This window comes from Acetoanaerobium noterae (assembly GCF_900168025.1).
GTDB classification, from domain to species: Bacteria; Bacillota; Clostridia; order Peptostreptococcales; family Filifactoraceae; genus Acetoanaerobium; species Acetoanaerobium noterae.
Genome location: NZ_FUYN01000004.1, coordinates 17,636 through 42,987 on the forward strand (window position 1 = coordinate 17,636; position 25,352 = coordinate 42,987).

General features: G+C 34.5%; 25 protein-coding genes. 1 reads left to right on the plus strand and 24 read right to left on the minus strand.

Translation table 11 applies throughout. The features are described 5' to 3' along the window. Positions 1-19 precede the first annotated feature (19 nt). Entirely contained in the window at positions 20-454 is a 435-nt protein-coding gene (locus tag B5X47_RS08590) for a hypothetical protein (RefSeq protein WP_013361390.1), read from the plus strand. Positions 455-604: 150 nt separating this feature from the next. On the opposite strand, the gene B5X47_RS08595 is transcribed toward B5X47_RS08590, so the two are convergent. From B5X47_RS08595 to B5X47_RS08710, 24 genes are all read right to left on the minus strand, one after another. Then, the gene (locus B5X47_RS08595; RefSeq protein ID WP_013361389.1) at positions 605-952 is read right to left on the minus strand and encodes a DUF8180 domain-containing protein; all 348 of its coding nucleotides are present in this window, start codon (positions 950-952) and stop codon (positions 605-607) included. A gap of 26 nt (positions 953-978) precedes the next feature. Next, positions 979-1,395, minus strand: coding sequence for a DUF3842 family protein (locus B5X47_RS08600; protein WP_013361388.1), 417 nt, complete (start codon positions 1,393-1,395; stop codon positions 979-981). Positions 1,396-1,403: 8 nt separating this feature from the next. Then, positions 1,404-1,592, minus strand: a complete 189-nt coding sequence (locus tag B5X47_RS08605) for a CooT family nickel-binding protein (protein WP_013361387.1) — start codon at positions 1,590-1,592, stop codon at positions 1,404-1,406. 108 nt (positions 1,593-1,700) lie between these two features. Continuing rightward, positions 1,701-3,632, minus strand: coding sequence for a corrinoid activation/regeneration protein AcsV (acsV, locus tag B5X47_RS08610; RefSeq protein WP_079589755.1), 1,932 nt, complete (start codon positions 3,630-3,632; stop codon positions 1,701-1,703). Positions 3,633-3,701: 69 nt separating this feature from the next. Continuing rightward, positions 3,702-4,073: a glycine cleavage system protein GcvH gene (gene gcvH, locus B5X47_RS08615; protein WP_079589756.1), complete on the minus strand. Its 372-nt coding sequence runs from the start codon at positions 4,071-4,073 to the stop codon at positions 3,702-3,704. 12 nt (positions 4,074-4,085) lie between these two features. Further along, positions 4,086-6,212 (minus strand): acetyl-CoA decarbonylase/synthase complex subunit alpha/beta, encoded by a 2,127-nt coding sequence (gene acsB, locus B5X47_RS08620; RefSeq protein ID WP_079589757.1) that lies wholly within the window; start codon positions 6,210-6,212, stop codon positions 4,086-4,088. A gap of 60 nt (positions 6,213-6,272) precedes the next feature. After that, positions 6,273-7,058, minus strand: a complete 786-nt coding sequence (gene acsE, locus B5X47_RS08625) for a carbon monoxide dehydrogenase/acetyl-CoA synthase methytransferase subunit (protein ID WP_079589758.1) — start codon at positions 7,056-7,058, stop codon at positions 6,273-6,275. Between the two features lie 55 nt (positions 7,059-7,113). Beyond that, positions 7,114-8,469, minus strand: coding sequence for an acetyl-CoA decarbonylase/synthase complex subunit gamma (acsC, locus tag B5X47_RS08630; protein WP_079589759.1), 1,356 nt, complete (start codon positions 8,467-8,469; stop codon positions 7,114-7,116). Between the two features lie 29 nt (positions 8,470-8,498). Continuing rightward, on the minus strand, positions 8,499-9,443 hold the full coding sequence (acsD, locus tag B5X47_RS08635; protein ID WP_013361381.1) for an acetyl-CoA decarbonylase/synthase complex subunit delta: 945 nt from the start codon (positions 9,441-9,443) through the stop codon (positions 8,499-8,501). Positions 9,444-9,478: 35 nt separating this feature from the next. Beyond that, complete coding sequence (locus B5X47_RS08640; protein WP_013361380.1) at positions 9,479-10,246, minus strand: ATP-binding protein; 768 nt, start codon at positions 10,244-10,246, stop codon at positions 9,479-9,481. A 24-nt stretch (positions 10,247-10,270) separates the two neighbouring features. After that, positions 10,271-11,644 carry a dihydrolipoyl dehydrogenase gene (gene lpdA / locus B5X47_RS08645; protein WP_079589760.1) on the minus strand — a complete coding sequence of 458 codons (1,374 nt, stop codon included), beginning with the start codon at positions 11,642-11,644 and terminating at the stop codon, positions 10,271-10,273. Positions 11,645-11,656: 12 nt separating this feature from the next. Then, positions 11,657-12,565, minus strand: a complete 909-nt coding sequence (locus B5X47_RS08650) for a methylenetetrahydrofolate reductase (RefSeq protein WP_013361378.1) — start codon at positions 12,563-12,565, stop codon at positions 11,657-11,659. A gap of 20 nt (positions 12,566-12,585) precedes the next feature. Then, positions 12,586-13,233, minus strand: a complete 648-nt coding sequence (locus B5X47_RS08655; protein ID WP_079589761.1) for a methylenetetrahydrofolate reductase C-terminal domain-containing protein — start codon at positions 13,231-13,233, stop codon at positions 12,586-12,588. Positions 13,234-13,321: 88 nt separating this feature from the next. Beyond that, on the minus strand, positions 13,322-13,978 hold the full coding sequence (locus B5X47_RS08660; RefSeq protein WP_079589762.1) for a cyclodeaminase/cyclohydrolase family protein: 657 nt from the start codon (positions 13,976-13,978) through the stop codon (positions 13,322-13,324). 10 nt (positions 13,979-13,988) lie between these two features. Continuing rightward, positions 13,989-15,665 carry a formate--tetrahydrofolate ligase gene (locus B5X47_RS08665; RefSeq protein ID WP_079589763.1) on the minus strand — a complete coding sequence of 559 codons (1,677 nt, stop codon included), beginning with the start codon at positions 15,663-15,665 and terminating at the stop codon, positions 13,989-13,991. Positions 15,666-15,701: 36 nt separating this feature from the next. Further along, positions 15,702-16,484, minus strand: a complete 783-nt coding sequence (locus B5X47_RS08670) for an ATP-binding protein (RefSeq protein ID WP_143215798.1) — start codon at positions 16,482-16,484, stop codon at positions 15,702-15,704. A 16-nt stretch (positions 16,485-16,500) separates the two neighbouring features. Continuing rightward, the gene (gene cooS / locus B5X47_RS08675) at positions 16,501-18,390 is read right to left on the minus strand and encodes an anaerobic carbon-monoxide dehydrogenase catalytic subunit (RefSeq protein ID WP_079589765.1); all 1,890 of its coding nucleotides are present in this window, start codon (positions 18,388-18,390) and stop codon (positions 16,501-16,503) included. Positions 18,391-18,728: 338 nt separating this feature from the next. Then, positions 18,729-19,262, minus strand: coding sequence for a 2-oxoacid:acceptor oxidoreductase family protein (locus B5X47_RS08680; protein WP_242951034.1), 534 nt, complete (start codon positions 19,260-19,262; stop codon positions 18,729-18,731). Beyond that, positions 19,259-20,014, minus strand: coding sequence for a thiamine pyrophosphate-dependent enzyme (locus B5X47_RS08685; protein ID WP_079589766.1), 756 nt, complete (start codon positions 20,012-20,014; stop codon positions 19,259-19,261). Before B5X47_RS08685 ends, B5X47_RS08680 begins: the two co-directional genes overlap by 4 nt. A gap of 3 nt (positions 20,015-20,017) precedes the next feature. Further along, on the minus strand, positions 20,018-21,088 hold the full coding sequence (gene vorB / locus B5X47_RS08690; protein WP_013361370.1) for a 3-methyl-2-oxobutanoate dehydrogenase subunit VorB: 1,071 nt from the start codon (positions 21,086-21,088) through the stop codon (positions 20,018-20,020). A gap of 20 nt (positions 21,089-21,108) precedes the next feature. Then, positions 21,109-21,312 (minus strand): indolepyruvate ferredoxin oxidoreductase subunit alpha, encoded by a 204-nt coding sequence (locus B5X47_RS08695; RefSeq protein WP_041487127.1) that lies wholly within the window; start codon positions 21,310-21,312, stop codon positions 21,109-21,111. Between the two features lie 16 nt (positions 21,313-21,328). Continuing rightward, entirely contained in the window at positions 21,329-22,240 is a 912-nt protein-coding gene (locus B5X47_RS08700) for a bifunctional enoyl-CoA hydratase/phosphate acetyltransferase (RefSeq protein WP_013361368.1), read from the minus strand. Between the two features lie 173 nt (positions 22,241-22,413). After that, entirely contained in the window at positions 22,414-23,529 is a 1,116-nt protein-coding gene (locus tag B5X47_RS08705; protein ID WP_079589767.1) for a tetratricopeptide repeat protein, read from the minus strand. Beyond that, positions 23,510-25,315: a B12-binding domain-containing radical SAM protein gene (locus B5X47_RS08710; protein WP_079589768.1), complete on the minus strand. Its 1,806-nt coding sequence runs from the start codon at positions 25,313-25,315 to the stop codon at positions 23,510-23,512. Before B5X47_RS08710 ends, B5X47_RS08705 begins: the two co-directional genes overlap by 20 nt. Positions 25,316-25,352 lie beyond the last annotated feature (37 nt).

Consider the following 25,352-nt stretch of genomic DNA (forward strand, 5'->3'; position numbering starts at 1 on the left):
TTAATGGAGGTGTACTATAATGAAATATAACAAAAGAATGATGAAATCCAGACCAGACTATGATTTATTCAGAAATGATACCGAGGAAAAATATGAAATAGATTGGAAAAAAATCTTTTTTGGTTGGGTAATTGTGGATGTAATTGCAAGTGCTACTTTGCTCACATTATTTTTTAAAAAAAGAAATGAAAAACCTATAGACAAATATAAAAAGGATCTTTCTAAGTCCTATAAAAAATCAAAAAAGAAATTTTCAAAAAAAGCTGATAAAATACTGAAAAATTTAGAAAATACCGCGGAAGATGTTTACGAAAAAGCTTATGACCATGTTGATAATACAACTGCTAAAACAAAATCCTTTAAAGATAATACCCTCGAAAAAACTAAGCACACTTTATCAGAAATAGCTGATTCACTTGAGCAGATTTCAAATAAATTAAGAAAGCAAGATTAAGCTTGAGAAAGTTTAAAAAGCCGACTAAGTTTATTAATAATCACATAATAACTTAGTCGGCATTAATTAGCGTAAAAATAAATTATTATTCTAAAATGAGAATATATTACTAAATTATGTTAAATATCAGCATTAAGTTTTATAAAATATCTATAAAGATTTTTTTGCTTCTAATAGCATTTCGTTTGCCTTATCCATAAATTCTATTGCTTTTTGAATATAGGTTGCTGTTTCATGCTTTTGCATTTCATTTGCTTTATCTACCCATTCCTTGAATCCATCTTGATGGCTATTATTATGATCTACCCAGTGAGCAAGAAGAATTCTGAGAGTTTTCTCTTCTTTACTTATTCCTTCTAAATCATGCTCATGGTTGTGAGGATGATCATGATGGTGCTCATGAGTATGAATATGTCCATCTCCATGGTCATGCTCATGGATATGATTTGATGAATCATGGTGATTATGTGGTTTTTGACTTGAATATTTTGCTTTCATGGCTGTGACCTCCTAAAGGATTCGATTTATTTTATTGAAAACTCTTTTTTTATAATATCGATGGCGTCTTTAATCATTAAAAGTAGTGGTTTTGCCTCAAGTCCAATTACAGAGTAATTTTCAGGAAGTATTGGCAATATAATCTTATAAGCATCACTTTGAGTAATTGATTCTGATATTGATAAAGTTACTTCTCCCATCATGCTATCAGGAATAAGTAAAGAAAATGGACAAATAATAATATTAGCGTTTTTACTAGAAACTCTAATAGCATTTTCTCCAGTAGCACCCTTATTTGCCTTTTGCTTCATCATTGCAGAGGTTGCGATTGCATTTGTGCCTAGTGCATATATATCTATACTCGATGGCAGTTCATCTCTAAGAGCGTGAACTACTTGAGAGCCAATGCCTCCACCCATCCCGTCAATAACAGCTATTATCATAATGTCACCTAATTGCTTTCTATGATTATTTTATGAGCAATAAGCTTCATCTCTTTTATAGTGCCTTCAACAATTTTTTGCTCTCCAAGTAAATCCTCTAGATATACCTTACCGTTTTCGGGTTTAACAAAAACTACATTATCCATTATTTTTTTTTCACCTTCTGCAGTTAATAAATATGCTTGTGATTCACACATAACTTTATCCTCCTTAGTTTTACATCAGTGTCATACAATGCTTTATATTTCAAACCTAATTATAACATATATGAACCGTTGAATAAGCACATTTCAATGATTTTCTTTTTAGCCAAGAAGACTTGAAAGACTTGGAAAATCATCTGTATTTGTATGAGGCAAGAAGCAAGCTGATACAAACTCATCCATATATGAAGGATACACCGAAAGTTCTATATAGGTCATTTGTGATGCAATGCACTCCATTTTTTTTCTAGCATCTTCACTCATCAAAGTTAAATAAGACCCGATTAAAGAGCTGTTTCCAATATATGAAAATTTATCTCTAGGTATATCTGGGAGCAATCCTATTATAATAGAATTTTCAATATCCAAGCTGTTTCCAATTCCCCCGGCAATCATAACTCTATCTAGTTCACTAAAGCTCATGCCTAAGCTTGAAATAAGTGTCGCAGCACCACTATATACAGCCCCTTTAGCTCTTATAAAGTTATCTAAATCCACTTCTGTTATACATACATCCTCATTGATATCTGGCCACTCTTCTTTTGAAGCAACAATGTAGCTTCCAATTCCATGCTCGTCTACTTTTATTCTAGGATTTCCGTTATCTTTTATCAACTTTCCTCTTCTATCAATAATTTTATTTTTAAACATCTCTGCAATTAAATCAATTATACCTGATCCACAGATTCCCTTAGGTGATTTTTCTCCAATTATTTTTATGATAGGAGCTGAAAATAAATCATTAATTTTAACTTCTTCAATTGCACCTGGAGCTGCTCTCATTCCAGAAGATATTTCGCCGCCTTCAAAAGCTGGTCCAGCTGAGCATGCACATGTCATAAGAAAATCTTGATTTCCAAAAACAATTTCTCCGTTGGTTCCTAAATCTATAAAAAGTGTATTTTGTGAATCTGTCCAAATGTAAGATGCTAGTACTCCAGCTGTAATATCTCCTCCAACATAAGATGCAACGTTCGGTGCTATATATATAAATGTCTCGGGATTTACCTCAAGACCTAGTTGTCCTGCCTGAATAAATGGTGCTCTTAAGAAAGCTGGAATATATGGCTCCATTCTTAAGAAGTCTGGATATACTCCTAAAAATAAATGTGTCATAGTTGTGTTTCCCGAGGCAACAAAAGCTATTACCTCCTCCATATCAACATCTGCTTCTTTATACATTTTTTGAAGAAGTGGATTTATAGTGTCCTTGATTATCGCTTCATTTAATTTATCTAATCCTTCTTTTTTAGTTGAATATATTATTCTGTTTATTACATCAGCTCCGTATTTCATCTGAGCATTTCCTGCTGATGCACGTCCTATTAACTTTCCAGAATATAAATCTACCAACGAAGCTGCTACTGAAGTAGTTCCTATATCTAAGGCTATTCCAAAAAGCCTATCTAAAGTGTTGCCTAATTCAATATTTACAACTGTTGTTCTTTTTCCCCGTGGTATATGAGTAACAGTAACTTTAAAATCACCATTTCTTAAAATAAATGGCATTTTTCTGAGCATTGGTAGACGCATAAAAACTTGAGAATATCCAAGCTTAGTTCTCATTTCTCTTTTTAGTCTATCAAAATCAGATATATTATCATCTAGATTTGGCAATCCAATTTCTATATAATCTTTTTTTACATATGTTCCAAACTCCATATCGTTGTCTATGAGTTGTTTTCTTGAATTCTCAAATATCAATTGGTCTCGCTCTGTTGAAATAGATTGAATTTGCATATTATTTAAAGCTGAAGACTCAATATTTATTAGCTCTACAGTTATGTCTGAAGATTTAATTCTAGTATCACATGACAAAACATAACCATTATCTATTTCTTCTTGAGTTATATGTAAGTTTTTTTGTGTATCGACTTCACCTGAAGATATTCTTACTTTACATTTTCCGCAAGTCTTACTTCCATTGCACGGAGCATCTATGAAAATATCATGTTTTCTTGCTACTTCAATTAATAAGTCTCCTTCGGTCGCTATTACCGTTTTATTTAAAGGCAAAAAAGTGACTTTTGGCAATTTACGTCCCTCCTTAAAGGAAATCCCCAAGGATATCCTTGGGGATTATTTTTCATTTAGAAAGCTAAATTATAATGCAGCTTTATAAGCAGCAACATCCATTAAGCCTTCAACTTGACTATCATCGCTTATCTTAACTTTAATAATCCAGTTTGCATATGGATCTTCGTTTATAGCTTCTGGCTCATCTTCTAATGCTTCATTGATTTCAAGTACTTCTCCATCGATAGGTGCTATTAAATCTGATGCAATTTTTGAAGACTCAGCTACACCAAAATCTTCATCCTTAGAAATTTCATCTCCGATTTCAGGCATTTCTACATATAGTAGCTCGCCTAATTGAGATTGAGCATGATCAGTAATGCCTATAGTTGCAACATTACCGTCTACTGCTACCCAAAGATGTTTATCTGAGTATTTTAAGTTATCTGGAAAATTCATGCTTATTCCTCCTTACATTAATGGATCTAAGCCAAGTGCTGGATGTCCTTTTTGAGAAAGGAAATCTATTAACGCCTCGCCATCAGCAGCAATAGTCTCATCTGCGATCATATCTGTGAAATTATCAATATCATAAAGCTCTTTTGCAGTTGCATTAAGCTTATCTTGAACATACTCTTTTAATTCTTTTGGCATCCATACTATTCTTTGGATTCCGCCTTCAGCTCTCATGAACTTCTTAGAAGAAATAAAATGTCTTCCGTGACCCATGAAGCCTGGTGTTTGAACTCCCCCGCCTGTCATAGATGCAAGCTCTCCAAATGTCATACCTATTGGAGTTACTCCACCATACTCTCTATTTACTATTACAACACCATTAGATGCAGGCTCTATACCACAGATACACTCAAAGCATCCGCATGAAGTCATAGGATCTTCCATGATTGAATATAAAGTTACGCTATTTACAGCTCCTTGAGAAATTTCTGAAACTGTTTCATTTACTTTTTCCCAAATTCCTTTATTCTCATCAATTACGCCTTCTTTAAGTATTGGTTGACAAGGTCCTGTTGCATCAAGCTCTTTAGTAGCCTTAGCATCTAACCAGCTTACTGCTCCACAAAGTCCAAGTCTTTCAGGAGTAACTACACAAACGTGAGCAGGTGCAAATGACTGACAAAGGTTACAGCTATAGAAAGTATCTACTGATTCATCAGTAAGAGAAGCAAGTCTTTCGTCTCTTGACTCATATTTAGGAGTTGCAATCTCACCCTTTAATGCTTTGATTTTTTCTTCATCAGTTATTATAGTGATTTCACACTTGTCAACAACTGTATCAAACTCATCCATCATCTTAGCGTATAATACTTCTCCGATATGGTTTAGTCTGAAGCCTTTTTCATATGCTTCTTTACCTATTCTTATCCATGTAATATCTCTTTGTCCTACGTGCATTACGCCTTCGATATAGTTCATGAAGTAGTGAATTCTTCTTTCAAGAACTGGTTCAAAGTCTGTTTGCATTGCTTTTCCAGCTATTTTAACAATAACTGCAAGTGGCATTCTTCCAGGAACATCAGTAACTGTATCAATATCTGGACCAATGATTTCTATCTTATGATCTTCAACCTCAGAAGCATCTTTCATAAGAACAATCTCAAATGACTCAGATTTTCCTCCACCAAATTCAACGAACATGTCACCTTTTCTGATTCTTTCACCTTCGAAAGCTGCTGCGAATGCAACTGGTATTGGAATTTCAGTTATTTTAATCTTAATGTTTCTAGCCTCTAATGAAGTAGCAACAAATTTATCGTAATCTTTTTGAGTTATTAATCTAGTAGGTACTTCCATTACATCTTGGTCAGTAATTACAGGGAAACCAAGAGCAATCGCTCCAGCTCCAGCAGAAACTACTAACTCAGAAAGAGGTCCAAAAGCATTTACAAACGCTGGCACTCTCTCAAGTGTGTACTTAAGAAGTCCGTCAAGATTTCCTGGCTCTAAGCCTCCAAATATAAGTGCTGCTCTAACAGCTACAGAAACAACGTGAATAACTGAAGTTACATCATAGCCTAGTGGAATAACTCTAAGGTCAAGGCCCATTTTTACATTAGCTTCAGTAGCTTGATCAATTACTTTTCCAACTAGGAAAGTAAGTAAGCCTTTTGATTGGTAATCTTTAATAACCTTAGCAGCAGTTTCAGCATCTGGGCACTCTCCAAGTACAACTGCAACACCTGGAATATCACCAGTTACAAGAGGTACTCCTAGAGAACGGATTATTGGGTCACTTATATGTCCTGCAAGAGGCGCAACGTAAGGAGCTTCTTCTACAGAATATTTTGCTGCTTCTATAATTTCAGCAGCTAAAGCTGTTCCAAGTCCAGCATTTAAACCATTTTCTAATCTTTGCTCTTTTACTAAAAGACTTTCAACTATAGCTATTGCTTCTTGAAGTTCTCCTAGATTAGATATCTTTTTACCTGTTGCAGCGTAGATAACTGGTAGCGAATAAGCTGTGTCAGGAAATGCAACTTTATGTTCTTTGCCTTTATCAGCAACTGCTTTCTCAACTACGGATTTTGCAGCTGAAAGAGCATCTGAAGTTCCTTGAAAAATAATATCAAATAAAGTCATTATATTACCCCCTACTTTAATTAGAAATAAAACCCCATAAATATGCTCAATGATTTTAAATTATAACTCTAAATATGAATCTGCATAAAGAGTATTGTTTTTGATAATATCAGCTGATTTAATAGTTTCCATTAATTTAACATCACATGGATTGATAATAGCTGAAGATAATCCGTTTTGCATTGCCATAGCGCACCATACTGCGTCAAGGATAGGTCTTATGTGCTTTGGAGCTCCATTAGAAATATTTGATAATCCTCCAGTAGTTTTAAGTCCCATATCGCTCATCATTTTGATAGCCTCAAGAACCTCTTGTTGTTTTTCTTGCATTCCTTTGATAACAAGCATTAGTGGATCGAAAAGTACATCTGTAGGCTCCATACCTGCTCCTAGTGCTCTTTCAAGCATTTCTGTACAATAAGCCATACGCTCATCGTTATCTCTTGGAATACCTTCTTTAGCACAAAGACCGATAACCATACATCCATACTCACCAGCAAGATCAATCATTTCGATTCTTGGTCCTGCATCAGCAGAGTTGATTATTGCTTTTCCATTTTCGCTGTTATATACTTTTAAGCCAGCTTCGATAGCTTTACGGTTTACTGTATCTAATGCTAGTGGAATATTATTGAATTTTTGCTGAATTGATTGAACCATCCAAGTCATTACTTCCTCGCCGTTTCTTTCAGCAGGTCCGATATTAACATCTACGTAATGTGCCCCAGCATCTATTTGCTCTTTAGCTCTGTGGAATATTGGCTCAAGATCTTTTTCTTCAATAGCTTTTCTTATTACAGGTGATATACAGTGAATTCTTTCTCCAATAATCATAAATTTATCCATTTACAATAACCCCCATCATATTATTTTAAAGAGGGAGATAACTCCCTCACTATATTTATGCGTTTTGATAAAGATCTTTTAGGAATTTAGGAAGTTGCATTGATTCGTTTGGTCCTACAACTACTTCCCAACCAGGTAGAGAATCCTCTATATCTCCCTTAAGTACAGCAACTTTTCCTGGAATGATTAGTTTTCTTGATTTTGTCTTTTGCTCTACTCCGCTTTCTTTTACAAAGTTAGCGATTATAGATCCACTGAATTTACCAGCAGCCCATGCTGTAAGAACTGAATATCCTCCAGCATCTGGAATTAGTAACCAAGTAGGAACCTTAGATTTTTCAATTTCCCCGTTAATAATGAAATAAGTAAGAGCAAAGTCAACTGTACAAAGTACTGGAGATTCGTCATTAGCGTTGTTTACAGAGTATGCCTTAGGCTCAACACGCATTGGTCTTTGTGGATCAGTGTAAATATTTTGTCTAAGAGCCCATACAGAATGTCCTCTAGCAAAATCCATATCCTCAATAACTAAAATTGAACCGTATTTAATTGTAAATATTGAGCTAAGAGCTATTTCCATGAATTTGTTGTCTTTAGCTAAATCATTTACAAATATAATACTTGGGTATCCAAAAGTTCTATCTCCATCTTTAAGAGCAGTTCTTCTGATTTGAATTGCGTTTGTATATGCTTCCTTAATTGTTTTGCTTCCAGCATCTAGAAGTAACTCTTTATAATCTTTTGATTGAACTTTTGAAGTTAATTCATATAAATCTTCTAAAGAGTCAGCTCTAAGGCCAAGTGCATATTTTCCAGCAGCAGCTACATCAAGCATTTGCTCATAGTTTGCAGCTGTAGCTCCGTGAAGAATAGGATTAGTGTCTTTTAATAGCTCTAATGCTTCTTTAGCAACTTCTACATCTTCGCAAACTACCATGTATGCTAGTTCAGCTCCTGAAGCTAAAACTGCTTTAATATTAGCTATGTAAGCCTCTTTATTTCCAGTATAGATAAAAGCAGCAAACTCAGCTTTCATTCTTTCTCCGATTCTTTCAAAATCAACTTTTTTAATGTTTTCTATTTTGCTGTTTACTACATCAGCAGAATCAGTGTCTTTTATTGCAACTGCAAAACGGTTTCTGTTAACAAGAGTTTTTTCATGTCTAAATAGAACTGTTTCTCCACCTAGCTTGTACTCATTAGCTCCAGCTCCTACAGTTAGCGCTTTCATTGGAGGCGCAGTAGATTCTGAAAGTTTTGAAAGATTTTCTTCACTCATATGTGGACATTTTTCTATTTCTATTCCACCTGCTGCAACTTTCATTGAAAAAGCTAAACAAGTTGGGAATCCACAATCTTTACAGTTTTTCTTTGGTGTTAACTTAAAAATATCTAAGCCTGTTAATGCCATTTTAATTTCCCCCTAACCTCTGAATTGTTCTATATTAATTGATCAACTAATGTTCTAATAGTTTTAACACTCTCTGGATGTCTAAGTACTATAGCGTTAGCTCCAGATACTAGTACTGCAGATGCCGTAGATACCTCAAGAGCTATTCCACGATCCTCTCTGCTACCCCATAGAGGCTCATCTTCCTCAGAAGCTAGTGACTCTTTAACATTCCAAGTTTCAAAAGAAACAGGTGTAATTATAGGCATTTGAAGAGTTTTATCATTTTGTCCAAATGCAGCAAGTCTAATTCTATCAAATGTTGATGATACATATTCAAATCCATATCCAACAGCTGCGCAACCAACATGCATCACTATATTTTCAGGTTTAACACCTAGTTGTGTAAGTAGGATGTTTAATTGCTTTGCAAGGTTGATATCAACTGAAGACTCAGCTCCAACTTTATGGCTATAAGCCATTCCGCCTGCTGCTCCAACAGCTTTATAGTTATCTTCTGTTGCTGCCATTAATAATACATTTTTTCCATCTGTAGCAGCTGCAACCTTTTCAAATATTTTTGCATCTTTTTCATGGTTGTTTGTTCCTGCTACAACAAGTGGAATTTCAATAGCATCAGCTACTTTTTTTGCTATTTCAGCACAATCCTCAGCTGGTCTATCCATTCCATTTGGATCTGCTCCTTCAAATCTTAAGCAAATAAAGTCAGGTGCATAAGTATCTTGAACAAATTTCGCCCAAGCTGCAGTATCAGAATAAACGTCTTTATAAGCTGTCTGAAGCTCATCTAGCCATCCTTCTGGAGCAACGTCAATAATTTCCATTCCTACTGCAGTTTTGTTTCCTATTTCCCCGTCGAAGCTATAAAATGGTAGTGTATTTTCTCCACCGATTTTTACTGCTTTTTCTCCCACTCCAAGTGTTACTTCTCCGATTCTACCTTGATATTTCTGTACTGATGTTTTAAATGCCACTAAAATCGCCCCCTAAAAATTGCGGTTTATTGTTATCATATATTTAAATTTGATAAAATTTCATGGAAAGTCTTCTTTGATGGAGAATCAATTGGTAAATCAACTAATGGTTTTCCATTAGAATCATATTCGTAAATATTATCATCCATCGGAACTACGCCTAGCAGGTTAAGGTTGTATTTGTTGATCTCTTCCATTATCCCATCATTTAACTGACCATTAGGAGCTTTGTTTACGATTAAATACAAATCACCTATTTTGAGTTTAAGTTCTAATGCAAGATCTCTTATTCTGGCAACAGCTTGTATACTTCTTCTAGAACAATCACTTACTAGCAGAAGTACATCTACTGATTTAGATGTTCCTCTAGAAAGATGTTCCATTCCAGCCTCGTTGTCTATTACTAGATAATCATAACTGTTTGAAATCGTATCTAGCTGTTCTCTTAGTATTCCATTGACATAACAGTAACAACCTGTACCTTCAGAACGTCCCATAACTAGTAGGTCATATCCATCACCTTCTGAGATAGCAGTGCTTAACCTGTACTTCATATACTGTGCTTTTGTCATTCCCCCTGGAAAACTATTCCCATCACGTTCTCTTCTATTTACATCTTCCTTGATAGCTCCAAGTGTTATATCTATTTTTTCACCCAGAACTTCATTTAAATTTGCATTAGCATCAGCATCAACAGCAATTACCTTGCCGCTTTTCTCTGTTGCTAAATAGTTGATTAACAATCCTGTTAAGGATGTTTTTCCTGTTCCACCTTTACCTGCTACTGCAATAGTCTTTCCCATGTTGTTTTGTCCTCCTATTATCTATTACACTTTATGAACACATTGACCATGAACATCATGTAGAGCTTCCATAAGTGCTTCTGATAGTGTAGGATGAGGATGGATGACATCTCCAACCTGAGCTGCTGTAAGTTTAAGATGAACTGCCAAGGTTAGCTCTGTTAATAAATCTGTGGCATGTGGTCCTACAACTGAAGCACCTACTATGACGTCGTTGTCATCTGTAAGCACTTTAACTGAACCTTGAAGTTTTCCAATTGCTTGAGCTTTCCCTAATCCTCTGAATTCAAAACTTCCCACATGATAAGCAATGCCTTTTTCTGTAAGTTCTCTTTCTGTCTTTCCAACTGCTGCTACTTCAGGATCTGTATATACGCATCTTGGAACTGCATCATAATTTACAGATGATTTTTTGCCAACTGCATGGTCTACTGCAACTAATCCTTCTTTTGAAGCTACATGAGCTAGCATTGGTGAATTAATCACGTCTCCGATTGCATATATTCCATCAACGTTTGTCATCATATTTTCATCTACAATCAGTTTGCCTCTTTCAGAAGCTAATCCAAGCTCCTCTACTCCTAGGTTGTCAAGATATGGTCTTCTACCTACAGAAACTATCATAAGCTCTGCAGTTAGAGATTTTCCACTACCAAGTTCAGCAGTAACACCATTATCATTAACCTCAACCTTTGTTATACTATCGCTTGTCATGACTTTTATCTTATCTTTTTTAAATGAACGTGCAAGTTGCTTTGCAACATCATCATCTTCAAATGGTAGTAAATGATCTGCCATTTCAACAATAGTAATTTCTGTACCAAGTTTTCTGTAGAATTGACCAAACTCACATCCTATAACTCCGCCCCCAACGATAATCATTGATTTTGGAATTTCAGTTAGGTTCATCGCTTCATCACTTGTTATAACCTTAGTTTTATCATAAGGAAACATAGGTGGAACTATTGGTGCAGAACCAGTTGCTATAATTATTTTATCAGCTGGTATTGTTTGAGTATTATTATCTTCATCAGTTACAAGCACTTCAGTTGAAGATAATATTTTTCCATGACCTTTTACTACAGTTATTTTCTTTTGTGCAAATAAATGCTCTATACCTTTTACAAGATTTGTTACTATCTTGTTTTTTCTGTCAATTATTTTATTAAAATCAACCTTGATATCTGAGCCTATTTCTACACCAAAATCTTCAGCTTCTTTAACCATATCTATACGCTCAGATGCAGCAAGAAGTGACTTAGTAGGGATACATCCCCAATTTAGACAGGTTCCACCTGGCTTATATTTTTCAATTACTGTTACTTCTGCTCCAAGTAAAGCTGCCTTAATTGCTGCGACATATCCTCCAGGACCTGCTCCGACTACTACTATTTTCATTTTATTTCCTCCTTACAGTCCAGCTGCATCTAATATAAGAGGAACATTTTCTTCAGCGCCAATCGCCATAATATGTACACCGTCACATAGTCCTTCTTCTCTTAGTTGTTTAATGAACTCTCCAGAGATTTTAATACCTTCCATAACCATAGCTTTGTTCTTTTCTTTCTTATCTTCTATTCCTTCAGCACTTGCTTTAAGTCTATCGATAAGCTCATCTGGAACAAAAATTCCTGGTACATTGCTGTTCATGAATTTAGCCATTCCTGGTGATTTTAGAGGTATAATACCAGCCATAATTTTGCAATCCATGTGCTTAGTTTTTTCTCTAAAATCTCTCATTGTTTCAATATCAAAAACTGCTTGAGTTTGGAAGAATTTTGCACCTGCAGCAATTTTCTTTTCCATTTTGAATATCTGAGCATCTACTGGATCAAATCTAGGAGTAACGCTTGCTCCAAGGAAAAAATCTGGTGTTCCTTGTAGTTCATTTCCTGCCATATCTTTTCCAGATTTAAGTATCTCAGCAGCTTGAAGAATTCCAATTACATCTAAATCATAAACTGCTTTAGCATTTGGATGATCTCCAACTACAGTATGATCACCAGTCAATGCTAGCATATTTGGGATTCCAAATAATCCAGCTGATAGCATTTCTCCTTGAATTGCTATTCTATTTCTATCTCTTCCAGTGATTTGGATTACAGGCTCAATTCCTTCTTCTTGAAGAACTTTACATGTTGCAAGTGAAGTTGCTCTCATAACAGCTGATTGAAAATCTGTTACGTTTGCGGCATGAACTCTTCCTTTTATTAGCTGAGCACAATGTCTAAGATGAGCAAAATCTATTCCCTTTGGAGGAGCCATTTCAGATGTTACAGCAAACTCTCCATTTTCAAATGCTTGTTTAAGTAAACCCATTTACATAACCTCCCCCAATTTTATCTAGTTAATTCTATTCTCTTTGGATGAACATTTTTTTGGAAATCTTTTGGTGGTCTGTTTTCAGTGATGTTACTTAATCTGCCTTCATCCTTTAGCTTGTTGTAAATTAAAATCCAAGCACAGTCATTTTCAGCATTAACTTCACATTTTCCGTTTTTAGCTCCACCACATGGGCCATTCATAAGGCTTTTTGCACATCTTGTTATCGGACAAATTCCAGCTGTCCATCCAAGCTCGCAATCTCCACATGCCAAGCAGCTTTCCTCATATTGTCCAACTCTTTCTATTTCACCAATAAACATTGTGTTATTTCCTGGGTAAACAGGTTTTGAAACGACTTTTGCTAATGTTTGAGTACCATCTCCACATGCTAGAGATACTATTGCATCAACTTCAGGCATTTGCTCTTTAAAAACCTTCATATCTTTTCTGGTTTTTAAAAGATTACAAGCTGGATCTAAAACTAAAGTACCTAGAACATTTTTCCCTGCTGCCTCTAGCTCAGTTTTAAGAGCTGCAATTTCTTCCTCGCCCCCAACTTTACATGTAGAAGCACATAAACTACATCCTGCAATTAAAACATTTTGTGCATCGCTTATAAAGTCCATCAATTCTTCTTTTGGTTTTGCCTGAGAAATAATCATTTTTATCCTCCTCCAGAATTCTAAGCTCAAAACTCTATTTATCTATTTTTACATCTAAGAAGGCTTTGCCTTCTTAGATGTAATTTTTCTATAGCATATTCATTACTTTTTCGCTAATTGAATCAGCTATAGAAATACCCTCTTTGACAAGTTCGCTTACCCTGTTTTCAAGTTCTAAAGAATAGTTTTCATCCTTCATCATGCCGGTATTAATTAGAACATTCATTTTTCCGCTAATAAGAGCGGCTCTTAAAAATTCTACCCCTACACCAACATCACTTATTGCAAGCTTTGAGCCTTTATCCATAAGCTCTAAATGAAGTTTTATTCCTTCATATGAACGTTCAACAATTTCAACTGGTACTTTGCACGCTTCCTTAAGTGCATCTTCCATTACCTTAGCTTTTTGTATTTTTTCTTCATCAGTATTAGCTGGAAGGCCATATGCTTTTGCTAGAGGAGTGAAGTTGATTTTGTCTTCTTCAATCATATCTAAGAATCTTCTCTGAAGAGAAACTGAAGAATCTAAAATTCTTTTTAAGTCTTCTTCAAACTCAGCATATTTTTTCTTTCCAATTGTCAGATTACAAACCATAGCAGATAATGCACATCCTTGAGCTGCTGTAAGAGCTGCAGCTCCACCACCACCAGGAGCAGGAGCTTTAGATGATAGAATCTCTACAAAATCTGTAAGTGACAACTTCGAAAGATTAGTTTCTATTTGTACTTCTTGAGTAATATCCATACATACCACCTTAGAATAATCCTGCTATTTTTCCTGTGCTATCAACATCTATTTTTTCAGCTGCTGGTGCTTTAGGAAGTCCAGGCATAGTCATTATTTCTCCAGTTAAGGCTACAAGGAATCCTGCTCCTGCAGAAACTTTAATGTTTCTAACAGTTATCTTAAATCCTGTAGGTCTTCCTAATTTTGTTTGATCATCAGTAAGAGAATACTGAGTTTTAGCCATACAAATTGGAAGCTTATCATAACCGATTTTTTCGATTTCTAATATTTGTTTTTCAGCATTTGGAGTGTAATCAACTCCATCAGCTCCATAAATTTTTGTAGCAATTGCATTTATTTTTTCTTTGATTGATTGATTTTCATCGTAAGCAAATTCAAATTTGCCTTCATTTTCATCAATTAATCTAAGTACTTCTTTAGCTAATTCTTCTCCACCTTCTCCACCTTTAGCCCAAACTTCAGAAAGTGCAACATTAACGCCTAATTCTTTACACTTATCTTTTACAAGCTGAAGTTCTGCTTCAGTGTCTAGTGGGAACTTGTTAATAGCAACAACTGCTGGTAATTTAAATACCTTAGTTATGTTCTCAACATGTTTTAGTAGGTTTGGAAGTCCATTTTCAAGAGCTTCAAGGTTTTCATTGTTAAGTTGATCTTTTTTAACTCCGCCATTGTACTTAAGCGCTCTAACAGTAGCTACTATAATAACTGCATCTGGTTTTAGACCTGACATTCTGCATTTGATATCAAGGAATTTTTCAGCTCCAAGGTCAGCTCCAAAGCCTGCTTCAGTAACAACATAATCAGCGAAATGCATAGCCATTTTAGTTGCTATTACTGAGTTACAACCATGAGCTATATTTGCAAATGGTCCACCATGAACAAATGCTGGAGTACCTTCTAATGTTTGAACTAGGTTAGGCTTAAGAGCGTCTTTAAGAAGCGCTGCCATTGCTCCGTTAGCATTAAGCTGAGCTGCAGTAATTGGCTCACCTTTTCTAGAGTAACCAATTATAATTCTTCCTAATCTTTCCTTAAGGTCCATAATATCTGATGCTAAACAAAATGCAGCCATAACTTCAGATGCAACAGTAATATCAAATCCATCTTCTCTAGGGAATCCATTAGCTTTTCCACCAAGACCATCAGTAATAAATCTTAGCTGACGATCGTTCATGTCCATAGCTCTTCTCCAAGTTATTCTTCTTGGGTCTATATCAAGTGCATTTCCTTGATAGATATGGTTGTCAATCATAGTTGCTAGAAGGTTGTTTGCCGCTCCTATAGCATGGAAGTCTCCAGTAAAGTGAAGGTTGATATCTTCCATAGGAACTACCTGAGCATATCCTCCTCCAGCAGCTCCTCCCTTAACTCCAAATACTGGACCAAGTGATGGCTCACGAAGTGCAACTAAAGTATTTTTTCCAAGCTTTGCCAATCCATCAGCTACACCTATAGTAGTTGTAGTTTTACCTTCTCCAGCTGGAGTAGGATTAATCGCTGTAGTAAGAATTAGCTTTGCTTGTTTTCCTGTTTCTCTTTTCATAAGGTTATAATCAACCTTAGCTTTATATTTTCCATAAAGATCTAAATCTTCTTCTGTAAGATTTAATTTCTTAGCTATTTCCCTTATATCTTGCACCACTGCTTCCTGTGCAATTTCTATATCACTTTTAAAACCCATTTGAACTCCTCCTTAAATGATTTTTATTTTATTATACTATGAATCTTTTCTAACTGAGGACTCAATTGCATTTTTAATAATTTTTATTTCTTCCTTTAGATTTAGGTCTGCATCATACGCAGATTGATTATTTCTATCAGAATCAATAACATCTTTACTATAATGGATAAATCCTAGTAAGCTGTCCCCGACATTGTCTCTGATAAAATCTTCATCTTCTTTATTTCTAATCTTATTTGCTACTACCTTTATCTCCGATACCCCAATATCATTAGCTAGTTTTTTTACTTTTTCAAAAGTTTGAAGACTCCTAACCCCAGGTTCAATAACTACAATAAAAGCATCTACACCCGAAGCTGTACCTCTGCCTAAATGTTCAATTCCTGCTTCCATGTCCATGATTACCACATCTTTGTTTTGCAGCACTAGATGTGATGTTAATCTTTTTAAAAGAACATGCTCAGGACAAACACATCCGCTACCCCCTGTATCAACTGTTCCCATGGTAAGTAATGATACTCCATTTAATGTCCTACAATATCTTTCAGGTATATCATCAACTTTAGGATTCATTTTGAAAAAGCTTCCGATGCTCCCGCTTTGAGCTCCAGTTCTTTCTGCTATCAAATCCTTTATCTCTGATATAGGCACTATCTCATCTATTTCTTTTTTGGTAAACCCTAAGGCTAAAGCTAAGTTTGCATCGGGATCAGCATCTACTGCCAAGACTCTATACCCTTCATCAGCATACAATCTACTTAATATTGATGATACAGTAGTTTTTCCAACTCCGCCTTTTCCAGTAATAGCAATTTTCATAGTCATTCTCCTAACTCTATATTCCTAGTGCTGTACGTTTTGCTTCTATTCTTTCAAGAACCTGCTCTGATAATTTAGCTGGGTCCATTTCAACTGTAAATTTAGCTCCAACGATATCTTCAACTCTATTTGTTAATAAATCAACCATTTCAGCTGAGCCAGTTACTTGTGGATATACTCCAAGGAAAGTATCAATACCACTTGTAATAACATAGTTACCGATAGCAACAGCTTTTTCACTCATCCATTCAGGAGCAATACCTACAACTGGAAGTTTAGGAATATCCATATTTAGATGTTTAGCTACAGCATTTACAAGTAATATAATTCTACTTATATCTACGCATGAACCCATGTGAAGAACTGGTGGTATATCAACAAGCTCGCAAACAGTTCTAAGTCCTTGTCCTGCAAGATTTCTAGCTTCTTTGTCAAGAAGACCAGCTTTTGCTGCAGCTTGAGCCGCACATCCTGTAGCAACAACTATTACGTCATTTGCTATCATGTTTTTGATAATTTCTATATGTGAATAGTCAGGTCTAACCTTAGGATTGTTACATCCGACAATACCAACAGCTCCTCTAAGAACACCAGATACTATACAATCAGCAAGTGGCTTAACTGTACCTGTTTTATCTACGTGAGAGTTAGTAACTAAATCTAACTGTTTAATTATTGCTTCAATAGAATATCCAGCCATTGCTGTTTGCTTTGAATCTGGAATGTAAACCTTAGCTCTATCTCTATTTGCATAGTTATCTATAGCTTCTTTTACAATACCTTTTGCTGAATCAAAAGCATGATGCTCATCAAACTCAATATGAGTTGCTCCTGGAATTTTCGCTTTTGGTGATGTAGTTATAAATTTAGTATGGAAACAATCAGCAAGAGCTGCCATAGCTGGGAAGATACATTGTACGTCAACTATAACTGCCTCAACAGCTCCAGTAAGTACAGCGTTTTCCTGTTGTAGGAAGTTTCCTGCCATTTTAACTCCATGTCTCATTGTAACTTCGTTTGCTGTACAGCATAGACCAGCTAAGTTTATTCCTTTAGCGCCTTTTTCTTTAGCATATGCAACTAGCTCAGCATCTTCAGATGCAAGCACTATCATTTCTGATAATGATGGGTCATGGCCGTGAAGAACTATGTTTACCATATCCTCTTCTAAAACTCCAAGGTTACTTTCTGTTTGGATAGGAGTAGGTGTTCCAAAAAGGATGTCAGTAAGCTCAGTTCCTATCATAGAACCTCCCCAACCATCAGACATTCCAGTTCTAAGTCCCATTCTTACTAGTGATTCTGCTTCTGCAGTACATCCGATATGAGTAGAGTGCATTATTGTTGCAATCTCTCTATCGATAGCTCTTGGAGCCACATTTTCTTTTTTCCATACTTCTTGTCTTTGTTCAACAGCTCTGTCTAAAAATCTTAATGTTCCAAATGGCTTACCAAATTCCATAAGAGCTACTTCTGCAACTTCATGAGCTACATCATATAAATCTTTTCCTTCTGTTGATACTCCCCACTCGCCAGCAAGTCTATAAAGCTTATCTTTATCTTTTACTTTATAGCTTCCATTTTCGCTTGACATATGTAAAACGTGTGCAATATCTCTTGCATGGTCAGAGTGAGCAGCAGCTCCAGCAGCAACCATACGAGCAAAGTTTCTTGCTGCTATAGTATCAGCAGTTGCTCCACAGATTCCTCTTGGTGCTTTTGGTGTAATTCTACATGGTCCCATAGAACAAATACGGCAGCATACCCCTTCTTCGCCGAATTTACATGAAACTTTTTGTGCTTCTTTTCTGTCTTGCCAAGTTTCTGCTCCTGCCTCAACAGCTTTTTGTTTTAGCAGCGAATTAATCTCTTCCATTTGCTCAATGGATAAAATTGTTTTTTCCATAGCCATTCCTCCATTTTCCCCACTTGTTAATTTTTAAACAAATTTGCTAAAAAAATAATTTTGCATAAATATGCAAAGTTGATAGGTTTTTCTTAATTCCAATTATAACATAAAGATAATGAATATAGTAACATAATATTAAATTAATTCTAAAAAAAATATTAGATTTTTTTATGCATGTAAATTCAATATTTATTTAGAGAAATAAAAAAACACCATAATATATTAATATATCATGGTGTTTATGTTGCTATTGTCAGAAAATTCACTGTAATATAGCTGTTTTTTGTTAAAAATTAATTCTGCTAATATATTATTTAACAAACAATTTTTATGATTTATTTTACAAACTCAATACCCTTATTTATTGCATTTAGATTTGAATCAAAAGTTTCTGGTCTTTTACTAGTAAGTTTTTTTATAGCTTTTTCAATTTTAGGCAAATCTACAAGATTTAGACTCGGAATTAAGGCTCCAAGGCATACCATGTTTGCTATACTTGAATTTCCAAGCTCATTTGCAATTTCTGTAGCTGGAATTTCTACAATCTTTATATCAGTTCTAGGATTCTCAATTTTCGCAAGCGATGAGTTAACTATAAGAACTCCACCTGGCTTTATTCTAGATGAAAACTTTTCATAAGCAGGCTTATTGAGAACTATAGCACCGTCTGCTTTATCAATTACGGGCGAATGTATTTCCTCATCAGATAAAATAACAGAGCAGTTTGCTGTTCCGCCTCTCATCTCAGGACCATAAGAAGGAATCCAGCAAAGCTCAAGATCTGATCCCATTCCAGCATAAGCAAGAAGTTTTCCTAAGAACATTACTCCTTGTCCGCCAAATCCAGCAAGTATCACTTTATCCATCATAAGCTTTTTACCTCCTCAGTTACCTTTAATTCTCCAAGCTCATAAATAGGCATCATATTGTCTCTTAGCCACTGCATACTCTGCGCTGGAGAAAGTCCCCAGTTTGTAGGGCAAGTTGATAACACACTTACAAAAGCAAAGCCAAGACCAGCTTTTTGCACCATGAAGGCTTTTTTAATTGCTTTCTTTGCTATGTTTATGTTTTTAGGCGAATCTACAGAAACGGATGCAACATAAACAGCTCCTTCAAGATTTGCAATTATTTTAGGAAGATCTATAGGTGAACCTGTTAGAGCTTTATCTCTTCCAAATGGACTTGTAGATGTTTTCATCCCTTCTAAGGTTGTAGGAGCCATTTGTCCTCCAGTCATACCATAGATTGCATTGTTAACCATTATCGAAGTTATATTTTCTCCTCTAGCAGCCGTATGGATTGCATGCTGAGTTCCAATTGATGCTATATCTCCATCTCCTTGATATGTAAATACCATTTTATCAGGAAGAGATCTTTTTATTCCTGTACCAACTGCCTGAGCTCTACCATGAGCCGCCCCTACAAAATCACAGGTAAAGAAATTCTGACAAAAGCCTGCACATCCAACTGGTGATACTCCTATAGTTTCTTCAATTATATCGAGTTCTTCTAATGACTCAGCAATCAGTCTCATTATTATTCCGTGGGTACAGCCTGGACAAAATGAAAAAGAAACGTCTGTAAGCCCTTTTGATCTTTTAAATATCTGCTTTTCCATAAACTATACCTCCTTATCTGAGTTTAAGTTAAATTTTGATTCCACAAATTCTAAAATTTCAAATTCTGTTGGAAGCATACCACCTTGTCTTCTAAACAGATGAGTTTCTGGTTTGCATCTAACTGCAAGCTCTACATCTTCAATCATTTGCCCTGTATTAAGCTCTACAGTAACAATTCCTTTAACTTTGTCCATAAATGGTGCAAAGGCTTTCTTTGGGAATGGCCATAGAGTTATAGGTCTAATAAGTCCTAGCTTAATGCCTTTTTTTCTAGCCTCAATTACAGTACTCTTACAAATTCTGCCTGTAGTTCCGTAGCTTACTAGAAGATATTCTGCATCATCAGTTTGGAATTCTTCCCATTGTTGTTCTTGCTCTTCTATAGCTTTATATTTAGCTTCCCATCTTAAATTGTTTTCTTCACCGATTTCATTTGTAAGTGAATAGCTTGCTATGATTCTCTTTTCTCTTCCCTTTGCTCCATTTACAATCCAGCTTCTGTCATATTCTTCACTTGCAGGTTTTTCTTTTAAGATTACTGGTTCCATAGTCTGTCCTAGAAATCCATCACTTAAAATCATTACAGGGTTTCTGTATTTTTCTGCTAGATCAAATGCCATCATAGTGTAGTCGTAAAGCTCCTGAGCCTTAGAAGGTGCAAGCACTATTAATCTATAGTCTCCATGACCGCCACCTTTGGTAGCTTGGAAGTAATCTGATTGCGCTGGCCCTAGTCCACCTAGTCCTGGTCCACATCTGTTTACATTTACTACAACCATTGGAAGCTCAGCAGCAGCACTATATGAAAGTCCTTCTTGCTTTAAGCTTACCCCTGGGCTTGATGATGCAGTCATTACTCTATTTCCAGTACATGCTGCTCCATAGCACATGTTTATAGCTCCTATTTCATCTTCTGCTTGAACAATAGTTCCACCTACATCTGGAAACTTAGCTGATAAATACTCTATTACCTCGGTTGAAGGTGTAATAGGATAACCGAAAAACAACCTACATCCTGATCTTATGGCAGCTTCACCGATGATTTCATTTCCTTTCATCAATACTCTTTCCATATTTTATCTCTCCTTTGGCTCTATTTGTAAACTTCTATAGCTACATCAGGGCAAATAGTTGCGCAAAGCCCGCAACCTATACATTCATCCTGGTTAATACATACTGCAGTAAAATAACCTTTGTCATTTGCTGTGTCACCTATAGCTATTATCTTTTTAGGACATACTTCTATACATAGTCCGCAGCTCTTACAAAATTTCTCAATTACATTAATTCTTGGCAAGGGAATCTCTCCTTTTCTATTTACATTTGCTTGCAATATGTGAACCTAAAGCTATTGAATACAATTTAGTTTCATAATCGTCAGCTCTAGAAACTAGCACTATAGGTACTTTTGCTCCCATAATAATTCCAGCTGAGGTTGCTCCGGCTAAATAAGTAAGTGATTTTCCAAGAGCATTTCCCACTTCGATAAATGGTACTGCTATTATATCTACATCACCAGAAATTTCACTTTTAAAATTCTTCACTTTTGCAGCTTCACTTGAAAGTGCTAAATCCACTGCAAGAGGTCCTTCTACAATTATTCCATCTCCAAATTCATTATTATTACACATATCTTGAAGTTCTCTGGCATCCATTGTTGCTGGCATTTTTTCGTTAGGTTTTTCTTTAGCCGCAATAACAGCCACTTTTGTAGTTTCTATACCTAGGGATTTTGCCACTTCGTGAGCATTTTTAATTATCATGGCTTTTTCTTTTACTGAAGGAGCTATATTCATTCCTCCATCTGTAAGAATTAATAATTTATGGTATGAAGGAACATCATAAAGCATAACGTGACTGATTAAATTTTCTGTCCTAAGACCGGTTTCTTTATTTAAAACAGCCTTTAATAAAATTGATGTATCAAGAAGACCTTTCATAAGAAAATGAGCTTTTTTTTCAACAACTAGCTCAACAGCTTTTTTTGCGCTTTCCTCTAAAGAAGTAGTTTCTATGATTTCATCATGATTTATTTTATAGTCTAGTTTTTCGCAAATTTCTATTATTGCTTTTTTATCTCCTATTAGTATAGGCTCTACTATATTATCCATAGATGCTTGTTTTAAGGCTCCAAGTACATCTTCATCCTCAGCTGCTGCTACTGCTAGTTTTAGTTTAGGGTTATTGGCAACGTTTTCCAACAATTCTGATAAGCGTTTTATCATAACATGCCTCCTTGATTTAAATTCAATATGTATTTACCTTATTTTTAAATTATACAATATGTAATAATTATATACAATATGTTTAAGTAATGTATACAAACATTTCTGAAAATATAAAAAAATCTTACTAAGTAGTACTATCCAGTATCTACTTAGTAAGATTTTTATTGTTTTTAAGCCTTATATATCAATTTAATGCATTCCTGAACAATATCGTCATGGGGATCTATATTTTCAGCTAGATTAATATAGTATTTAGCTTTTTCAATATTTTCTAAATTATAATAAACCATTGAAATATTACATAATATCTCTATACTCTCAGAATCTAGTTCAAATGCATACTCAAGAAGCTCCAAGGCCTGCTCTAAATCGCCCAAAAATGCAAAACACAGAGCCATTTCATTAATAAGCTGAGGCTGAGAAGTATCAAGTTTATATGCAAATTCAAAATAATCTATTGCTGATTCATACTCTCCTTTTAATCTATTTATATAGCCTAGATAGAAATATGCTTCATATGAAGAAGTATCTTCATCAACTATTTCTTCTAAAATAGCTAGGGCCTCATCGTATTTTTCACTTTCAATGAGCTCACTAGATAGACTTATTTTTTCTGTAGTGTTAATTTTGACTAGATTATCCTTAGAGTCGTTTTCAAGAGAATCATCGAGTCCAAGTTCTATAGCTTTTTCAAAACAATTTTTTGAGGTACCTAAATCTCCATGCTGTAATGCAAAATATGCTAAATAATAATATGGCTTAGAAAATTCCGGATATAATTTGACTAGTGCATTAAAGCAATCCTCACTTTCAAGTTTGAAATCCACCTTTTTGCTATCTTCTAAAGCTTGCTCAGAAATTTCTTTACATAGCAGCGCATAGTTGAAGTATAAGTTCATTTCTGGTTCAAACATAGATAGATACCCTCTTGCAAATATCAAGCTCTCAATTAGATTGCTTTTTTCATATGCATCTCCAGCTAAGCTACTAGCTAGAGCAAGTGGATTTGAAGATAATTTTGTTATTATCGCTTTGTATTCTTTACTGTACTTAAAATAAGGGTCTATCCCTTGTATGAAAAGCATGGCACTTAATATATCTATTGTAGAAATTCCTTCTTTTTTTGAATTAGCCATGTCTATAAGTACAGATGAAAATACTGGAACCTCAATATTTTTATTAATGTTTATTCCTTCAATTTTTTTTAGAATAATATCATCTAAGGTTATAAAAACCAATTTATTTGTTTTTTCCAGTAAATATTTCTCAATTCTTGATTTGTTCATACAAACCTCCAGTAAACGTTACTTTATTCATAAAATCTTTCTCTCCACTATAATTAAACGCTATTATAGCTTTATGGTTTTTCAAATTCCCTTTGGTTTTTATATAGTCGATAATATCAAATTCAAATAGCTCTACATGAATTTTTTTTATTATTTCCATAGGATGCGAATTAGGATAACCAAGTTCAGATTTAATATAATCATTTGAAATCCAAGCTACCGCTTCTTCTCTTGTAATACTACTTAAATCATTTCTTAAAAACAAAGGAATAACTCTATTTCTTCCCATTCTTAAATAATCAAATCTAATTAGCTCTTTTATTTTATTTGTCTCATCTGGGCAAATCCTACTATAAAATTCATGTAAAAGTTTATATAGATCATCTCTAGATAAGGTTTTATTTTGGTAATAATCGTTTTTATATGCAAGTAAATCAGAAAATAATTTAAATCCATTATTATTGTAGTTATTGATATAAATATATTCTATACTAAGCATAAACATCCCGCTGTTATAAAACAAGTCCACAATCTCTTCGATTTCTTTAAGAAATAAAATTTCGCTTGCTGAAATGAATTTATTTGAAATCACTTCATAAGGTGGATAATTGCGATATCTATAATCAAATAACTCTACTTGACTCCTTATAGGACTACCCTTGAGCATTTTCAAAAATCCTAGTTGAAGTGCCTCAGGAAGTAACCCAAATACATCATTAAAGGATTTTTTAAAGCTCTCTAAATTTTCATATGGAAGTCCTGCGATTAAATCTAAATGCTGATGGATATTACCATATTTTTTTATTTGATTCACTCTTACAGACAATTTTTCAAAATTATCAATTCTATTTACAGTTTTAATAGTTTTACTATTTGTAGACTGAACTCCAATTTCAAATTGAAATAAACCATACCGTGCTTCTTTAATCTCTTTCATAAACTCGTCATCAAGCATATGAGCTGTAATCTCAAAATGAAAATTAATTTTGCCATTATCGATTTCCTTTAAAAATTTTATTAAAGCTAAAGTAATTTCTTTATGGGAATTAAAGGTTCTATCTACAAATTTAATCTGTTTTGCATTTAAGACTACAAGTTTTTTCAAATCCTGCTTTACACTTTCTAAAGGAAAAAATCTGACTCCTTTTAGAGTTGACGATAAGCAATAAGAGCAATTAAATGTGCACCCTCTTGAAGTTTCAAAATAAACTATTTTATTTTCTATTTCCTCTTCAGTCACATAAAGATATGGGCTTTTTATCTGAGATAGATCAGCTATAGGAGGTGTATCCTTGTTCTCTATAAAATATATATCTTCATGTGTATTGTATCTATAATTTGAATATGGTGGTAGTTCGTTTGATTTATAAACGACTCCATCTATTTCTATATGTTTCTTAAATTTAGAAATAGAGTCAATAAGTTTTGGAAGAACTAACTCCCCTTCTCCTTTAATTATATAATCAATATATGAATGCTTATTAATAAAGTTAAGTGAATCAAAGCTAACCTCAGGTCCTCCAAGTATTATAATTAAATCAGGATTAGCTTCCTTTAGTGTAGAGCATAGCTTAAGAGTCTGCTCAACATTCCAAATATAGCAAGAAAAACCTACAATATCGTAATTTTTTTCGTAAATATCAGCGTATATCTTATCCAAGCTTTCATTTATAGTATATTCTTTTATATATGAATCACAGGTATCTTTTACACTAGAGTATAAATACCTTATAGATAGACATGTATGAATATATTTGGAGTTTAAGGTTGTTAATAATAATTTCATAATTTCTCACCATCTTCTTTTGATTTAGACTCATATT